Annotated in this window: 16 protein-coding genes; 8 read left to right on the top strand and 8 right to left on the bottom strand. The window is 72.7% G+C overall.

Annotation, left to right across the window (positions count from 1 at the left end; all coding sequences use genetic code 11):
- The 6 genes from ACTMS0_RS20710 to ACTMS0_RS20685 all read right to left on the bottom strand — a co-directional run.
- A partial coding sequence (locus tag ACTMS0_RS20710; protein WP_441156882.1) for an ATP-binding cassette domain-containing protein occupies positions 1 to 221 on the bottom strand: 221 nt, incomplete at its 3' end.
- A complete protein-coding gene (locus ACTMS0_RS20705; RefSeq protein ID WP_441156881.1) occupies positions 218 to 1,285 on the bottom strand; it encodes an ABC transporter ATP-binding protein in 1,068 nt (355 codons plus the stop codon). The genes ACTMS0_RS20705 and ACTMS0_RS20710, both read right to left, overlap by 4 nt.
- An 11-nt stretch (positions 1,286 to 1,296) precedes the next feature.
- Positions 1,297 to 2,286, bottom strand: a complete 990-nt coding sequence (locus ACTMS0_RS20700) for an ABC transporter permease (protein ID WP_441156880.1) — start codon at positions 2,284 to 2,286, stop codon at positions 1,297 to 1,299.
- Between the two features lie 57 nt (positions 2,287 to 2,343).
- The gene (locus ACTMS0_RS20695) at positions 2,344 to 4,092 is read right to left on the bottom strand and encodes an ABC transporter substrate-binding protein (RefSeq protein WP_441156879.1); all 1,749 of its coding nucleotides are present in this window, start codon (positions 4,090 to 4,092) and stop codon (positions 2,344 to 2,346) included.
- 80 nt (positions 4,093 to 4,172) lie between these two features.
- Positions 4,173 to 5,240: an ABC transporter permease gene (locus ACTMS0_RS20690; protein WP_441156878.1), complete on the bottom strand. Its 1,068-nt coding sequence runs from the start codon at positions 5,238 to 5,240 to the stop codon at positions 4,173 to 4,175.
- A 186-nt stretch (positions 5,241 to 5,426) separates the two neighbouring features.
- Complete coding sequence (locus ACTMS0_RS20685) at positions 5,427 to 6,707, bottom strand: lycopene cyclase family protein (protein ID WP_441156877.1); 1,281 nt, start codon at positions 6,705 to 6,707, stop codon at positions 5,427 to 5,429.
- A gap of 158 nt (positions 6,708 to 6,865) precedes the next feature.
- Here ACTMS0_RS20685 and ACTMS0_RS20680 point away from each other — a divergent pair, with 158 nt between their 5' ends.
- The 4 genes from ACTMS0_RS20680 (at position 6,866) to ACTMS0_RS20665 (ending at position 10,349) form a co-directional block, all read left to right on the top strand.
- A complete protein-coding gene (locus ACTMS0_RS20680; RefSeq protein ID WP_441156876.1) occupies positions 6,866 to 7,696 on the top strand; it encodes an ArsR/SmtB family transcription factor in 831 nt (276 codons plus the stop codon).
- A gap of 285 nt (positions 7,697 to 7,981) precedes the next feature.
- Positions 7,982 to 8,473 carry a hypothetical protein gene (locus tag ACTMS0_RS20675; protein ID WP_441156875.1) on the top strand — a complete coding sequence of 164 codons (492 nt, stop codon included), beginning with the start codon at positions 7,982 to 7,984 and terminating at the stop codon, positions 8,471 to 8,473.
- Positions 8,474 to 8,597: 124 nt separating this feature from the next.
- Positions 8,598 to 9,179 (top strand): class F sortase, encoded by a 582-nt coding sequence (locus ACTMS0_RS20670; RefSeq protein WP_441156888.1) that lies wholly within the window; start codon positions 8,598 to 8,600, stop codon positions 9,177 to 9,179.
- A gap of 66 nt (positions 9,180 to 9,245) precedes the next feature.
- Positions 9,246 to 10,349, top strand: a complete 1,104-nt coding sequence (locus tag ACTMS0_RS20665) for a magnesium and cobalt transport protein CorA (protein WP_441156874.1) — start codon at positions 9,246 to 9,248, stop codon at positions 10,347 to 10,349.
- A 5-nt stretch (positions 10,350 to 10,354) separates the two neighbouring features.
- Here ACTMS0_RS20665 and ACTMS0_RS20660 read toward each other — a convergent pair whose 3' ends face one another.
- Both ACTMS0_RS20660 and ACTMS0_RS20655 read right to left on the bottom strand, forming a co-directional pair.
- Positions 10,355 to 11,896 (bottom strand): serine/threonine-protein kinase, encoded by a 1,542-nt coding sequence (locus ACTMS0_RS20660; RefSeq protein WP_441156873.1) that lies wholly within the window; start codon positions 11,894 to 11,896, stop codon positions 10,355 to 10,357.
- 120 nt (positions 11,897 to 12,016) lie between these two features.
- Positions 12,017 to 12,622 (bottom strand): FIMAH domain-containing protein, encoded by a 606-nt coding sequence (locus tag ACTMS0_RS20655; protein ID WP_441156872.1) that lies wholly within the window; start codon positions 12,620 to 12,622, stop codon positions 12,017 to 12,019.
- Between the two features lie 244 nt (positions 12,623 to 12,866).
- Between ACTMS0_RS20655 and ACTMS0_RS20650 the strand changes: the two genes are divergently transcribed.
- The 4 genes from ACTMS0_RS20650 to ACTMS0_RS20635 all read left to right on the top strand — a co-directional run bounded on the left by ACTMS0_RS20650 (position 12,867) and on the right by ACTMS0_RS20635 (position 15,058).
- Positions 12,867 to 13,106, top strand: coding sequence for a hypothetical protein (locus ACTMS0_RS20650; protein ID WP_441156871.1), 240 nt, complete (start codon positions 12,867 to 12,869; stop codon positions 13,104 to 13,106).
- A gap of 126 nt (positions 13,107 to 13,232) precedes the next feature.
- Complete coding sequence (locus ACTMS0_RS20645) at positions 13,233 to 13,640, top strand: YchJ family protein (protein ID WP_441156870.1); 408 nt, start codon at positions 13,233 to 13,235, stop codon at positions 13,638 to 13,640.
- A 210-nt stretch (positions 13,641 to 13,850) separates the two neighbouring features.
- Entirely contained in the window at positions 13,851 to 14,681 is an 831-nt protein-coding gene (locus ACTMS0_RS20640) for a hypothetical protein (protein ID WP_441156869.1), read from the top strand.
- Entirely contained in the window at positions 14,678 to 15,058 is a 381-nt protein-coding gene (locus ACTMS0_RS20635) for a VOC family protein (RefSeq protein ID WP_441156868.1), read from the top strand. Before ACTMS0_RS20640 ends, ACTMS0_RS20635 begins: the two co-directional genes overlap by 4 nt.
- Positions 15,059 to 15,075 lie beyond the last annotated feature (17 nt).

Below are 15,075 nucleotides of genomic sequence, written 5' to 3'. Positions count from 1 at the left end.
CGCACCAACATCCGCCCGGTCGTCGTCTTACCGCAGCCGGACTCCCCCACCAGACCCAGCGTCTCCCCCGGCCGCACGTCGAAATCCACCCCGTCGACCGCCCGCACCAACCCCGTCGTCCGCAGGCCGGTCCGCACCGGGAAATGCTTGGTCAACCCCCGCACCCGCAGCAACGGCTCCCGGTCGTGCCCCGCCCGCATGCTCTGCTCCGGCACGCTCATCGCGCCACCCCCACCTCGGCGACCTCGTCACGGTAGATGCGCTGCCGCTCGACCTCCGGCAGGTGGCAGGCCACCAGGTGCCCCCGTTCCCGCACCTGCCGCAGCTCCGGCACCTCGGTCGACGACCGGTTCCCGTTACGGCCCGCGTAGCGGCACCGCGGGTGGAACGCGCACCCCGACGGCAGATTGATCAACGACGGCGGGTTCCCCGGGATCGGCACCAGGTCCGCCGACGCGTCACCGTGCAACGACGGCACGCTCGACAACAACCCCCACGTGTACGGGTGCTGCGGCCGCCGCAACACCTGCTCCACACTGCCGTGCTCCACCGCCCGACCGCCGTACATCACCAGCACCTCGTCGGCCACCTGCGACACCACACCCAGGTCGTGCGTGATCAGGATGATCGCCGACCGGAACTCCCCCTGCAGATCGGCCAGCAGATCCAGGATCTGCGCCTGCACCGTCACATCCAACGCCGTGGTCGGCTCGTCGGCGATCAACAGATCCGGGTCGTTCACCAACGCCATCGCGATCATCGCCCGCTGCCGCATCCCACCCGAGAACTCGTGCGGATACTGATCGAACCGCCGCGCCGGCTGCGGAATCCCCACCCGGCCCAACATGTCGACCGCCCGCTGCCGCGCCTCCCGCTTGCCGGCCCTCGGGTGGTGCACCCGGTACGCCTCCGCGACCTGCCGCCCCACCGTGTAGTACGGATGCAACGCCGACAACGGATCCTGGAAGATCATCGCCATGTCCCGGCCGCGCAGCCGGCGCACCTCCTCTTCGGACATCCGCACGAGGTCGCGTCCGGCGAGCAGGATCCGCCCGGACAGCCGGGTGCGGCGGGGGTCGTGCAGGCCCAGGATCGACAGGGACGTCACGCTCTTGCCGGAGCCGGACTCCCCCACGATCCCCAGCGTGCGACCCTGCTCGACGGTGAAGGACACGCCGTCGACCGCCCGGACCACGCCGTCGGCGGAGTCGAACCACACCCGCAGGTCCTCCACCTGGAGGTAGGGGCCCGGCCGGCGGCCGGCCGGCACGGTGCTGGTGGTCATCTCGTCTCCCCTCATCCGAGTCGCACCCGTGGGTCGATGACCGCGTACAGCACGTCGACGACGATGTTGGCGATCACGATCAAGATGGCGGCCAGCAGCACGGTGGCCATGACCACCGGCAGGTTCAGGAACTGCACCGCCTCGACGGTGGCCTTGCCGAGACCCTGCAGGCCGAAGATGGTCTCGGTGATGAACGTGCCGCCCAACGCGGTGCCGATGTCCAGCCCGGCGATGGTCACGATCGGGGTGATCGCCGCCCGCAGGGCGTGCCGGGTGTGCACCCGGCGCAGCGGCAGGCCCTTGGCGCGGGCGGTCCGGACGAAGTCCTCGGACAGGGTCTCCAGCATCTGCGCCCGGGACAGCCGGGCGTACAGCGCCGAGTTGAGGAAGCCCAGGGTCATCCACGGCAGCAGGAGGCCCAGCGCCCACTTCCCGGGGTGCTCGGTCAGCGGCGTGTAGGTCGGGAAGGGCAGCAGCCCGGTCGCGTACACGAGCAGGTAGAGCAGGATGAGGCCGAAGAAGTAGACCTGCATGGAGGCGCCGGCGAGGCTGACCCCGATGGCGAGGCGGTCGAAGACCGTGCCGCGGCGCAGCGCAGAGATCATGCCCAGGGTCACGCCGAGCAGGATCCAGATCGCCGCCGCGCCGAAGACGATGCTGAAGGTGACCGGGGCGCGCTGGGTGACGATCTCGGTCACCGGCTGGTCGTTGCGGAACGAGTACCCCAGGCACGGGGCCGGGCACTCCCGCTGGAAGTCCCCGGAGCCGAAGGTGCGCCCGACGAAGATCCCGCTGACGAAGTTGCCGTACTGCTCCGGCAGCGGGTCCCGGATGCCCAGCCGCTCCTCCACCTGGGCGATGTCCTCGGCGGTGCAGTTCTTGCCGCACATCACCTTGGCCGGGCTGCTCGGCACCGCGAAGAAGAGCCCGAAGGTGACCAGGCTGATGACGATGAGGGTGACGACCGCGACGAGCAGCCGCCGGACGATGAAACGGAGCATCCGTCGAACCTCTCGGGCTGTGGTGGGGAGCGGCCGGGGGCCGCTCCCCACCGGGCGTCACTGCTTGACGTAGATGGTGTTGACCTGGATGGCGCCGAAGGCGTCGCTGAGGAAGGCGTTGCCGACCTTCGAGCCGTGCAGCACGTAGGTGGCGTCGTAGTAGACCGGGATGACCGGCACCAGCTCGCGCATGATCTTCTCGTCGAGCTTCATCCACTCCGCGTCCTGTTCGGCCGCGGGCAGCTTCCGCACCCGGTCGATCTCGGCGCTGATGCCCGGGTCGTTGAGGTAGGAGAGGTTGTTGTTCCCCTCCGGCCCGATCTCCCGGCCGTCGTACAGCGGCGGGATGATGGTCGAACCGGTCGGCCAGTCGGAACCCCAACCACCCAGGTACAGGTCGTACGGGTTGTTCTTGCGCCCGATCTCGTCGTAGTAGCTCGACGACTCGATCGACTTCATGGTGATCTTGAAGCCCCGCTCGGTGAGGCTCTTCCGGATCGCCTCGGCCTGCTGGGTGCGCAGCTCGGTGTTGGCATGCGCCAGCACCAGCTCCGGCGTCCGCCCGCCCAGCAGCTCCTTCGCCTTCGCGGCGTCACCGGTGGGCGGCGTGCCGAACACGTCGTACTGCTTCCAGCCGGCCGTCGTCGGCGACATGAGCGTGGTGGCCGGCGTGCCGGCGGCCTGGCCACCGATCGCCTTGAGCGCCGCGTCCTTGTCCACCGCGTAGTTCAGCGCCTTGCGGACGTTGATGTCGGTGACCCGCTGCGTGTTGATGTTGAGCACCCAGGTGTACTGCGTCGGGCCCTTGACCACCCGCTCGGCGACCGGGCCGGACGTGGTCCGGGACAGCACCGCGGGCGGCACGTCGGTCCAGGTGAACGCGGTCTGGTCGGCGGGGGCGTCGGCGACGAGGCGCTCGGCGATCTGCGCCGCCTCGAGGCCGAACGTGAACCGGAAGCCGTCCGGGTACGCCGTGCGCAGCGGGTCCGTGTTCGGGTCCCAGTTCGGGTTGCGCTCCAACTCCAGCGCCACGTCCCGCTGGTACGACTTCACCTTGTACGGTCCCGAGGAGAAGGGCCGCAGGTCGTAGTTGGTCCTGGTGTCCTTGGCCGCCGGCACCGGCGCCGTGGTCGCCATCGCGGCCGCGTACGGCATGTCGCAGTGCGGCTCGGCGAAGGTGAACCGGATCGTCTTGTCGTCCGGGGTCTCCACTCCGTCCGGCGCCGGCTTGCCGCCGTCGTACGGTCCCTTGTAGGTGGCGTTGTACTCGCCGCCCGGGTAGAGCCACTGCTGGATGTAGTGGGGCCCCTCGTTGAGCTGCGGGGCGAAGGACCGCGCGACGCCGTACGCGACGTCCTTCGCGCTGATCGGCGACCCGTCCTCGTACTTCAGCCCGTCGCGGAGGGTGAACTCCCAGACCTTGCAGTCGCCGTTGACGTCCTTGCCGGGATCCCTGGCCAGGTCGCCCACGAGGAGCATCTCGCCGGTGCCGTTCTCCTTGTAGCCGGTCAGCGACCGGTAGATCAGGCCGGCGGTCAACTGCTGGACGTTGACGTAGTTGCGGGCCGGGTCGAGGTGCTCGAAGTCGAACTCCCGCAGGACGGTGATGGTCCCGCCCTTGGTGGCGCCCTCGACGGCCGCCGCCGGGCCCTGGTTGTCGGCCGCCTCGTACGAGATCGAGCCGGTCTGGGTCTTCGCCTTCTCGTTGTCGGTGGTGCCGCCGCCGTCGGTGGTCTTGGAACACCCGGCGGCGAACAACGCCACGGACAGGACACCGATCGACAGTGTCCGGACTCTTCTGTGCACGGTGCATCTCCCTTCCTGCCCGGCGCAGGCCGTGTGCGGCCCGCCGTTCGCCGGACGAACGGTTGGTGATCGGATTTCGGTTACCGGGTCGACCGGGGATCGAGGGCGTCCCGCAGCGCGTCGCCGAAGAGGTTGAACGCGAGGACGAGGACGAAGATCGTCAACCCGGGGAACAGGGTGTAGTACGGGTCGCTGGCCACGTAGCCGATGCTGTTGTAGATCATTCGACCCAGGTCCGGGGTGGGCTCGGTGACGCCGATGTTGACGAAGGCCAGGGCCGCCTCGATGGCGATGAACTGCGGGACGTTCAGCGACAGGGTGACCAGGATCGGCGCCCAGATGTTCGGCAGGAACTGGCGCAGCAGGAGGTGGCCGGTTCCGGCGCCGGCGGCCCGCGCGGCGTCGACGAACTCCCGCTCCCGCAGCGAGATGACCTGGCCCCGGACGAGTCGCGCCGTGTACGTCCAGCTGAACAGCCCGAACGTGGCCACGATGAGGGCGATCCGGAAGCTCGGCGGCGGCGCCTCCCGCGCGGTGAAGAAGCGGTCCTCGACGATCGGGATGACGGCGAGGGCGAAGATGAGGAACGGAAAGGCCAGCGTCACGTCGATGAACCAGTTGATGAGACTGTCGAGCCAGCCCCGGGCGTAACCGGCGACGACACCGACGGCCACCCCGATCAGCGATGCCAGCAACGCCGACACGAAGGCGATGAACAATGACGTACGCAGGCCGTAGACCAGTTGCATGAGGATGTCCCGGCCGCTGCCCGGTTCGAGTCCGAGCAAATGGTCGGCGCTGATCCCGCCGCCGTAACCGAGAGGCATGCCGAAATCGTTCAACCGGTCGACGAACTTGTCGGTCGGATCGATGCCGGTCAGCCACTCGAGCAGCGGGGCCGCCAGTGCCACGACCATGGCGACGACCAGGGTGACCGCGCTGAGCAGCGCGGTCCGGTCCCGCTTGAGCCGGAGCCAGGCGAGCTGGCCGGGTGAGCGGCCGACGATGTCACGGCGGGCGGCGCCGTCCGGGGTGTCGGCCAGCGAGTTCACCTCCGCCACCGGCTCGGGCGGCTCCCCCGCGAGGGAGAGGGACGGCGGGTGGGACATGTCGCTCATCGCGGGCCCCTTCGTCTGCGGAACTGCCATCTGCGCCGACGATAAGCGAATCAGAAAGGGCGGAAAGAATCGTTCGGATAACGACCGGATCGGTTGTCATTCATTCACAACGGTTTGGCAACGGCGCCGGCACCTTGCCGTAACGGGGCCATTCCGTTGTCGTCCGTTCGGCCATATCCGGGTCAATGCGCAACGCGACGCCCACCGATCCGGTTGTCATGCGTGGGTTCCATTTCCGCGTCGGTTCGTTGGCGACGGCCCGTCCAGGGGCGGCGGGACGGTCCACGTCGCCCGCCGGCGCGACGGCACGAGGCGGTCCCGGAGCCGGGCGGCGGCGTCGCCGACGGTCGCGGTGACCATCGGCAGCAGGCGGGTGGAGTTCATCAGCGCGATCTCCTCGGCCGGGCTGGTGGCGCCGTCGAGGAAGCGCAGCACCCGCTCGGGCGGGTTGCGCTCGAAGAGCCGGTCGAAGAACCCGGGCCCGTCGATCCCGCCGCGGTCCAGCGCGCGCAGCGCCACCGCGTCCATCCACCGGTGACGGCGGGGGTACGCGGGTGCCGGCACCGGCGGCCGGCCGGCGGCGACCGCGGCGGCGACCTGCTCGGCCTGGCGGTGCATGGCGGAGAAGGTGAAGCCGGTGGACGGGCGGGTGGCGCCGCCGGCGGTGCCGAGGCGTACCACCCGGGGCGAGGGCCGGGGATCGAACGGTCCGTCGGTCATCGGGATCACCCCGTTCTCCACCTCCCGGACGGTCAGCCGGGCCGGGTCCAGCCCGAGCAGGTCCCGGTACGCGGCGAGCGCCACGTCGTAGCCGGAGTCGGTGAGCAGGCCGGGGGTGAACTCGGTGTACTCCACGAGCGCGGACCGGTCGCTGACCGGCAGGACGTAGCCGAAGGAGACGCCCCGGGCCGGCTGCGGGGTGCGGAAGTCCATCAGCACCGCCCGCCCCGGGTCGAACGCCGGCCGGTCGGCCTCCAGCCACCAGCCGCGGAAGTGCTGGAGCCAGTTGGTGCGTCCCGGCCGGCGGGGCGGCCGGGGTCGCGAATCGAGGACCCAGGACGCCCGGACCGTCGACCCGCCGGCGTGCACGGTGACGTGCTCGCCGTTGTCGTCGAGGGCCTCCGCCGGGGCGACGACGCGGATCGCGTCGAGGCGCTGCTCGGCTTCGGCAGCCCGGTCGTAGACCGGGCCCGAGCGCAGCATGGCGTACCGCAGCGGGTCGAGGTCGAGGACGCGGCGCCGCGCCGGCGTCGCGATCTCGACCTGCGACCAGCTCGCCGCGAGCAGCGGATCGAGGTCGCTGTCGGGCCGGCCCCAGAACGCCCAGGTGCGGTCCTGGCCGCGGCGGTGCACCGGGTCGACGACCGCGACCCGTAGGCCGCGCACGCGGTGCCGGTCGAGGGCGGCCAGGACGAGCGACGCGGCGCCGCCGCCGCCGACCAGGGCGAGGTCGACGTCGACCGGCGCGGAGCTGTGCACCCGTTCACGCTGCCACATCGGCGCCGGGGGCCACTACCCAGAACACGACGTACGAGTGGAGCCACGTCCAGGCGCGCCGCCGCTGAGACGCCCGGTCGAGGCGGCAACTGGACATGCAGCCGCCCGGTTGCCTAAGGTGACAGGCAACCGGGCGGCTGCATGTTGAGGAGGGGCGGATGGACGACGTGTTCCGGGCGCTGGCCGACGCGAGCCGGCGCCGGCTGCTCGACGACCTCAACGTCCGCAACGGGCAGAGCCTGCGCGAGCTGTGCGCCGGCCTCGCCATGACCCGGCAGGCGGTCAGCAAGCACCTGGCGGTGCTGGAGGCCGCCAACCTGGTGACCACGGTGCGCCGCGGCCGGGAGAAGCTGCACTACCTCAACCCCGCGCCGATCAACGCCATCGCCGACCGGTGGATCCACCGCTACGACCGCGAGCGGGTACGCGCGCTCGCCGACCTGCAGGAAGCATTGGAGCGCAAGCCGATGGACGGTCCCACCTTCGTCTACACCACGTACATCGACACCACGCCCGAGCGGCTCTGGGCCGCCCTGACCGAGCCCGAGTTCACCCGCCGGTACTGGGGCGGCGTGGCGCTGCGGTCCGACTGGCAGGTCGGCTCGCCGGTGCTGTGGCAGGACGAGCCCGGCGGCGAGTTCCGCGACCTGGGCCAGCACGTCCTGGCCGCCGAGCCGTACCGGCTGCTGTCGTACAGCTGGCACGGCTTCCAGCCGGAGCACGCCGCGCACTTCGGCTGGTCGGACGAGGAACTGGCCGCCCGGCTGGGCGAGCGGCGCTCGAAGGTCACCTTCGAGATCGCCCCGTACGGCGACGTCGTCCGGCTCACCGTCACGCACGACGACTTCTCGCCGGACAGCGAGATGCACCGCGCGATCAGCGGGCAGCTCGACGGCAGCGGCGGCTGGCCCGAGCTGGTGGCGAGCCTCAAGACCCTGCTGGAGACGGGCCATCCGCTACCCGAGCCGCAGCTCGCCCCGGCCGGCTGAGCGCGCGTTCCCGTCGATGTCGCCCGATTCCGGGCCCTCGGCCCACCGGTGCCCGCCCGGCGACCGGGCGGCATCGACGGGAGCAAGCACGCGCACGCCCCGTCCCGGCATATCCGCTGCTCCCTCCGCTTCCCGGGTGGACACGTGACGGCAACGAGGATTTCTCATTTTCACCGGATCGGGGGCCCAACCCTCCTAGTGTTGGGCACACCGGTGCTAGTTGCGGAGTTGGCCACCCGAACGACGTCCCACCCATCAGCGGACGAAAAGTGAGGGAAGACGCGTATGAAGGCGAAGACAGTCCTCGTGTCGGCGGCGGTCGGCGTCGGCCTCGGCACGCTCCTGCTGCCCGGCGCCGCGTGGGCCCAGACCATCGTGTCGCCGGCCTCCACCCCGGTCGGGGGAACCGTCGTTCTCACCGCCACCACCTGCAACCCGAAGTCGGGCGACGCGATCTTCCGCGTCACCGGTCCCGACCGGGACATCAACGTCCGATCGACCACGGCGGCGGCCGGCGGGGGGCTCAGCGCGGAACTCTTCACCGCCGGCTTCACCCTGGGCACCTACACGGTGACCGCCACCTGCGGCGACGGGAGCGCCGCGGGCACCGCCACGTTCACCGTCACCCCGATCGGCGGTGCCCAGGCCGGTGGCCGCACGGACGGTGGCGGCGCCGGCTCCGTCGCCGCGGGGGTCGCGCTCCTCGGCTCCGCCGCCGGCGGCGCGCTCATCCTGGCCCGCCGCCGTCGGCACGCGACCATGGCCGCGACCGGCTGAGGTCACCGGCCCACCCATCCCTGGGTACGGGTGCCCGCATCGGCGAGCCGCCGGCGCGGGCACCCGGGCGACGCGCGTACGGAGGTGGGACGTGTCCCGACGCCGGCCCGGCTGGGCGGTCCGGATGATCGCCCTGCTCGCCGCCGGCGGACTGGGGCTGGTGACCAGCGGCCTCCCGACGTCCCCGCCCCGACCGCCCCGACCGGGCGACGCCCCGGCCGGCGCGCGCCCGGTGACCCCGCTGCCGCCACTGCCCCGGGCCGAACCCGTCGAGGTCCGGATCCCGACGATCGGTGTGCGGGCGGGGCTCGTGCCGGTCGGCGCCGACGCCCGCGGCGAACTCGAGGTGCCGCCGCTGGACCGGCCGGAGATCGCCGGGTGGTACCGGCACGGCGTCACGCCCGGCGAGACCGGCAACGCCGTCCTCGTCGGCCACGTCGACACCACCGCCGGTCCGGCGGTCTTCTTCGACCTGGGGCGGCTTCGCCCCGGTGACACCGTCCGGGTCGCCCGCGCCGACGGGAGCGTCGCCACCTTCGCCGTCGACGGCGTCGCCGCGTACCCGAAGGACCGATTCCCCACCGACCTGGTCTACGGCCCCAACCCCGCCGCCGGCCTGCGCCTGGTCACCTGCGGCGGCCGCTTCGACCCCGACCGCCGCAGCTACGTCGACAACGTCATCGTCGTCGCCACCCGGGTGCCGTGATCCGGATCGGGCCGTCCCCGCGTACCGTGACGCGCGGCGGAGGCGTGGCGACGCGGAGGTGGACGCGTGGAACCAGGGGTGCGGGAACGGCTCCGGCTGCCGGCCGTGGTCGGACGGTTGCTCGGCCGCGTCGCGCCACCCCAGCGGCGCGAGGCGTCCCGACGGGTCAACCCGGACGCGGTCGTCGACTGCGCGGTCTACGTCGGAGGCCGGCGGGAGCCCGGCCGCCCCCACTACGCCGACGCGTACGCCCGTGCCCGCCGCGGCCGCAACGCCTTCGTGTGGCTCGGCCTGCACGACCCGGCCCCCGCGGTGATGGCCGCCGTCGGCCGGACCTTCGGCCTCGACGAGCTGGTCGTCGAGCAGGCCCTGGCCGACGGCCGCCGGCCCACCGTGCAGCGCAACGGCCACGTGACGGTGCTGGTGCTCCGGACCGCGGGCTACGTCGAACACAATGAACTCACCCACGACTCCGAGGTGATCGACACCGGCGACGTGACGGTGCTGCTCGGCGACCGGTTCGTCGTCACCGTCCGCCACGGTGCGGCGGGCGCGCTGACTTCGGTCCGCGCCGACATCGAGCGTCGCCCGACGGTGCTGGCCGAGGGCCCCTGGGCCGTGGCGTACGCGGTCGGCTCCCGGATGGTGGACCTGTACCTGGAGGTCGCCGGGCACGTCGAGCGGGACCTGGAACGGGTCGAGGAGACGGTTTTCGCCCGCGACCGCTCCGCCGACATCCAGCACATCTACCAGCTCAAGCGGGAGCTGGTGGAGTTCAAGCGGGCGGTGCTGCCGTTGCAGGCGCCGCTGCGGTCCCTGCTCGACAGCCGCCCGGACAACCCGCCGCGCGCCCTGCACCGGTGGTTCGCCGACGTCGATGCCCGGCTGACCCGGGCGGTGGACCGGGTCGCCGCCTTCGACGACCTGCTCAACTCGATCCTCCAGTCCCGGCTCGCGCAGCTCGCCGTGGACCAGAACAACGACATGCGCAAGATCGCCGCGTGGGCCGCGATCGCCGCCACCCAGACCGGCATCGCCGGTGTGTACGGCATGAACTTCGCCCACATGCCGGAGCTGGGCTGGCGCTACGGCTACTTCGGCGCGCTCGGTCTGATGGCTCTGAGCGCGTTCACGCTGTACCGCCTCTTCCGCCGATCCGGCTGGCTCTGACGGCCTCAGTCGTCGTCCTTCTTCTCCTCGTCCTTCCTCTCCTCGTCGCCCTTTTTGTCATCCTTCTTGTCGTCCTTCTCGGGCGGGTTGTTCTGGCCGGCTATCGAGAGAACCGATCCGCAGGTGGCGCCGTCGAGCTGGAACTGGCCCGGCAGTAGGTTCACGTCGCGGTAGGTCGCCTCGACGGTGGCGTTGCGGGACGCCTTCGGCCGGAGGTCGCCGATCCGTGCCTGTACGACACGACCCTCCTGTCGCCAACTGCCGGGCGAACCCCGCAGGAGCCGCTGCTCGCCCGGGAACGTGAAGGTCAGCCGGCCGGTGTCGAACGGCACCGTTCCGACGTTGGCGACGCTGACCGCGGCGACGAACCGGCCGTCGACGGCCCGGCGGACGCTGTACCGGACGCTGCACTCCGGCGCGCGCTCCCCCAGAGCGGCCACGGCAGGCGGAGCGGCCATCGTCCGGTCTCCCTGGCCAGGGTTGTCTCCGGAGAACGGCGCGGCCACCACGACACCGGCGACGAGCAGCACTGCGGCACCGGTCGCCGCGACTATGGCCCGCTGCGTCGCCGGCAACCGTCGCCAGCGACGCAGCGGCGCATCCAGGGAGCGGCCTGCCCACCAGGCGGCGGCGGTACCGACGAGGCTCGGCAGGTACACGGCGGTACGGTTCGGCGTGGCTCCGCCGGCGCCCCCCACGGCAACCTGGGGCAGGAGGAGGCTCGCGGGAGCCAGACCCGCCACGGCGCCGAGCGACTCCGCGATCTCGGCCGCGGCCGGGCGCCGGTCCGGATCCTTGTCCAGGCAGCGCCGGCACAGGTCGCTCACCTCGGGCGGCAGGTCGGCGATCTCCGGCAGCGCCGCCGGCTCCTGGTAGCGGTGGGCGGTGAGCATCTGTGTGGTGGTGGCGGCCTGCCACGGCAGCCGGCCGGCCAGGGTGCGGTACAGCAACAGGCCCAGCGCGTACACGTCGGTGGCCGGCCGCACCGCGCCCCGCTCCAAGCGCTCCGGCGCCAGGTACGCCGGTGTGCCGAGAAGCTGACCGCCGGCCTCGGACTCCCCCGACGCGGCCGAGATGCCGAAGTCGACCAGCTTCACCCCGGTGCCGGCAACCACCACGTTGCCCGGTGTGACGTCGCGGTGCACCACGCCCTGTTCGTGCGCCGCGGCGAGCGCGGCGGCCACCTGGGCGCAGATCAGCACGGCCACCCGCCACGGCAGCGCGCCGCCGGTGAGCAACTGCGCCAGTGACCGCCCCTCGACCACCTCCATCACCACGTACGGCAGCGGCCGTCCACTGTTGCCGGTGGCGTCGCCGTAGTCGTACACCGCCACGATGTTCGGGTGGCGCAGCCGGGCGGCGGAGCGGGCCTCCGAACGGATGCGGTTCAGCAGCCGCGGGTCGGCGACCAGGTCCGACGACAGCACCTTGACCGCGACGTCCCGCCCGAGGACCTCGTCGTGGGCCCGCCAGACCACCGACATGCCGCCCGCGCCCAGCCGCTCCCGCAGCCGGTACCGCCCGCCCAGCAGAGATCCGGTGTCCATATTCCGTAGCGATGCCCACCGGGCACCGGCGGGAAACAACCGGTACGCCGACCGGCAGCACGCCTTACGAGGGCCTGGACGTGCTGACCGGGCTGCTCGGCCGCGTTCCGGCCGGCCGGGTCAGCCGCCGGGCAGCGCCTGCGCGAGTTGCCGCGTCAGGGCGGCGAGGATCTCGTAGCCGCCGGCGTCGATCTTGTCCTCCCGGCGGAGGTTGACCAGCTTCTCGGCGAACTCGCGCAGCTTCTCCCGCGCCTTGTCCTCGTCGCCCTCGGCGAGTCGGTCCGAAACCTCCCGCAGCCGTTTGCCCAGCTCGTTGCTGGCATCGCGCCGCAGCTGCCGGTCCCGCACCAGTCCGTCGAGCGTCGCCTGGAGGCCGGCCAGAAGATCCGCGGGACGCACGGCGGGCCGTGCGGAGGGCGAGGGCGACGCCGACCGGCTCGGGGAGGACGACAACTCCTCCGCCGGCACGTCGGTGACCTCGGCGGTGATGGTCTCCCGCGGGATGGCGAAGCCACCGGCCGGGCCGGGGCCGGCCGGGTCCCCGCCGGAGCAGCTGACCGCCGCCATGGCGACCGCGAGCACCACCCCGGCACCGGTCAGCGCGGCCCACATCAGGCGACGGCCGTCATCCGGAGCCCGGTGCCGGCTCCCGCCGATCCGGGGCGGCGATGAGCCCGCCGACGGGTCGGCCCACTCAGCGTCACGGGGATCGGGCGTGGCAGGCACGCCGGAAATCATGCCAGAGCCGGGCCGGGCCGGCCGGGGTGCCCGCACCGGGGGCTCTTCCACGGATCGGGTAGACACATCGACGTCCACCGGTGCGGAATCCATCGCGGACGGTACGGGTAACGGAACGTGTCGGCGGTGCGCTCGTTCTGGTGGAGGTGGAGTTCATGCCTTCGCCGGGTGGGGTCCCCGCCCCCCGGATCCCACCCGGCCCATCACGTGTCAGAACAGGGACGGAGGCAGCATGACGCCGGACAGGATGCTCTCACCGTCGCCGGACTGGCCGCCGATGAATGCCCGCTCCGCGCCGACGCCACCGCCCCGAGCGACGCTCCTCCGTCCGCCCGCGCCGCCGGTCGTGACCGGGTCGACGCCCACGCCGACCCCGCCCGGCGGCAGCGGCGAGTGGTGGCCCTACCCGATGTTCGGCGGCATCACCCTCCTGGTCGGCTGTCTCGCCCTGATCGTCGTCGCGCTGACCTGATTCCGCCGACCAGGGCAAACCCGAGAACCGGGTTGCCGGCCGTGCCCGCGCAGCGCTCCCGCGAGCCGGCCTGATCCGGCACCCCCGGCTCGGCCCCGCTCCCGCCGGCCCGGAAGGATGACCGCCATGGCGAAGCGTGGAGAGCGGGCCGGCCCGGGCGGGTCCTGCCCGTGCGGCTCGGGCCTGCCCTACGTCGAGTGCTGCGGCCGGCTGCACCGGGGCGCGGCCGACGCGCCGACCGCCGAGGCGCTCATGCGCTCCCGCTACGCCGCCTTCGCCGTCGGGGACGCCGCGTACCTGCTGCGCAGCTGGCACTCCTCGACCCGCCCGGCGCGGCTGCGGCTGGACCCGGGCGAGCGCTGGACCGGCCTGGAGGTCGTCGACAGCGAGCGGGGCGGCCTGTTCGACACGACCGGCACCGTGGAGTTCCGGGCGCACTACCGGGAGCGCGGCCGGCCGGGCACGCTGACCGAGCGCAGCCGGTTCGTGCGGGAGGACGGCCGCTGGGTCTACCTGGACGGCGAGAAGCGCTGACGGCGCGTCGGGGTGCCCGACGGCGGCGTCGGGGCGCTAGGATGGTGCCGGCATCGTCCTGCGCCACACCTCCCTCCCGGTGCTCACGCCACCGGCCTCGCGGAGGCAAAGGGGGCCCCAGCCCTCGGGATGCACCACCACGTGCCCCACTCCGGCGGGGTCGACGGGAGCGTGAGTCCCCGCGACCGCGCCGTCGACAGGGAGCATGTGATGACGAACCAGCGCGCCTTCAAGGCCCGGGTCCGCGCCCGGATGGACAAGACCGGTGAGAGCTACACGACCGCCCGCCGGCACCTGCTGGCCCGGGTGCCCGTCGCCCCGGCCGAGCCACCCGCCGCCGCCGAGGCCGGGACCGAACCGCCGGCCGTCGAGCCGCCGGCCGAACCGCCCGCCCCCACCGCCACCGGGCCGGCCGAACCGCCGGCAACGCCGGCCGAGGCACCGCCGGTCGACGCGCCGCCGGTCGCCGGCGGCACCGCCGGGCAGGTGGCCCGGATCCCGGACGCGCTGCTGCGCGAGCGCACCGGGCGCGGCTGGGAGGAGTGGTTCGGCCTGCTCGACGAGTGGGGCGCGACCGCACACACGCACACCGAGATCGCCCGCTGGCTGGTCACCGCGCACGAGGTGCCGGGCTGGTGGGCGCAGACCGTGACCGTCGGGTACGAGCAGACGCGCGGCCTGCGCGCCCCGGGCCAGCAGCGCGGCGGCGGGTACTCGGCCGGGGGCAGCCGCACGGTGGCCGTGCCGGTCGACCGCCTGTTCGCCGCGTTCGCCGACGAGGCGCTGCGCCGCCGCTGGCTGCCCGACGTCGACGTGCGGGTGCGTACCGCCACCGCGCCGAAGACGTTCCGTGCCGACTGGGCGGGCGGCCCGACCCGGATCGCCGTCGGGTTCGTGCCGGCGGGCGACACGAAGTCCCGCGTGTCGGTGCAGCACGAGAAGGTCGACAGCGCGGAGCGGGCGACGGAGCTCAAGGCGTACTGGCGGGAGCGGCTCGACGCGCTCAAGCACCTCCTCGAGAGGGACGGAGACGCGCGATGACGATGACGTTCGTCAACCTGCCGGTGGCCGACCTGTCCGCCGCCGCCGAGTTCTTCCGTGCGCTCGGCTTCACGGCCGACGAGCCCTCCGGCGACAGCGTGCACCTCGCCTTCGACGACACCACGCACCTCGTCCTGCACACCCGGGCGGCCTTCGAGGCGTACGCCGGAGGGGCCGCGGCCGATCCGGCCGCCGGCCGGGAGGTGATCGTCGGGCTCGCGGTGGAGAGCCGACAGCGGGTGGACGACCTGGTGGACCGGGCGGTGGCGGCCGGGGGTGAGCCGCTCGGCGCCGGCCAGGATCTGGGCGGCCTCTACATGCGCGGCTTCCGGGACCGGGACGGCCACCAGTGGTCGTTCCTGCACCTGGCCGGCTGACGGTGGACGGCCGGCGA

The sequence above is a fragment of the Micromonospora sp. H33 genome (genome assembly GCF_052068455.1).
Taxonomy (GTDB): Bacteria; Actinomycetota; Actinomycetes; order Mycobacteriales; family Micromonosporaceae; genus Micromonospora.
This window is presented reverse-complemented; position numbering and strand designations above follow the sequence as displayed.

Excerpts from the sequence above, each read along its gene's own strand:
- ACTMS0_RS20680 (WP_441156876.1), top strand. The coding sequence starts at position 6,866 with ATGGACGACGTGTTCCGGGCGCTGGCCGACGCGAGCCGGCGCCGGCTG.
- ACTMS0_RS20675 (WP_441156875.1), top strand. The coding sequence starts at position 7,982 with ATGAAGGCGAAGACAGTCCTCGTGTCGGCGGCGGTCGGCGTCGGCCTC.
- ACTMS0_RS20690 (WP_441156878.1), bottom strand. The coding sequence starts at position 5,240 with ATGGCAGTTCCGCAGACGAAGGGGCCCGCGATGAGCGACATGTCCCAC.
- ACTMS0_RS20685 (WP_441156877.1), bottom strand. The coding sequence starts at position 6,707 with ATGTGGCAGCGTGAACGGGTGCACAGCTCCGCGCCGGTCGACGTCGAC.
- ACTMS0_RS20645 (WP_441156870.1), top strand. The coding sequence starts at position 13,233 with ATGGCGAAGCGTGGAGAGCGGGCCGGCCCGGGCGGGTCCTGCCCGTGC.
- ACTMS0_RS20650 (WP_441156871.1), top strand. The coding sequence starts at position 12,867 with ATGACGCCGGACAGGATGCTCTCACCGTCGCCGGACTGGCCGCCGATG.
- ACTMS0_RS20635 (WP_441156868.1), top strand. The coding sequence starts at position 14,678 with ATGACGATGACGTTCGTCAACCTGCCGGTGGCCGACCTGTCCGCCGCC.
- ACTMS0_RS20670 (WP_441156888.1), top strand. The coding sequence starts at position 8,598 with ATGATCGCCCTGCTCGCCGCCGGCGGACTGGGGCTGGTGACCAGCGGC.
- ACTMS0_RS20705 (WP_441156881.1), bottom strand. The coding sequence starts at position 1,285 with ATGACCACCAGCACCGTGCCGGCCGGCCGCCGGCCGGGCCCCTACCTC.
- ACTMS0_RS20700 (WP_441156880.1), bottom strand. The coding sequence starts at position 2,286 with ATGCTCCGTTTCATCGTCCGGCGGCTGCTCGTCGCGGTCGTCACCCTC.
- ACTMS0_RS20640 (WP_441156869.1), top strand. The coding sequence starts at position 13,851 with ATGACGAACCAGCGCGCCTTCAAGGCCCGGGTCCGCGCCCGGATGGAC.
- ACTMS0_RS20660 (WP_441156873.1), bottom strand. The coding sequence starts at position 11,896 with ATGGACACCGGATCTCTGCTGGGCGGGCGGTACCGGCTGCGGGAGCGG.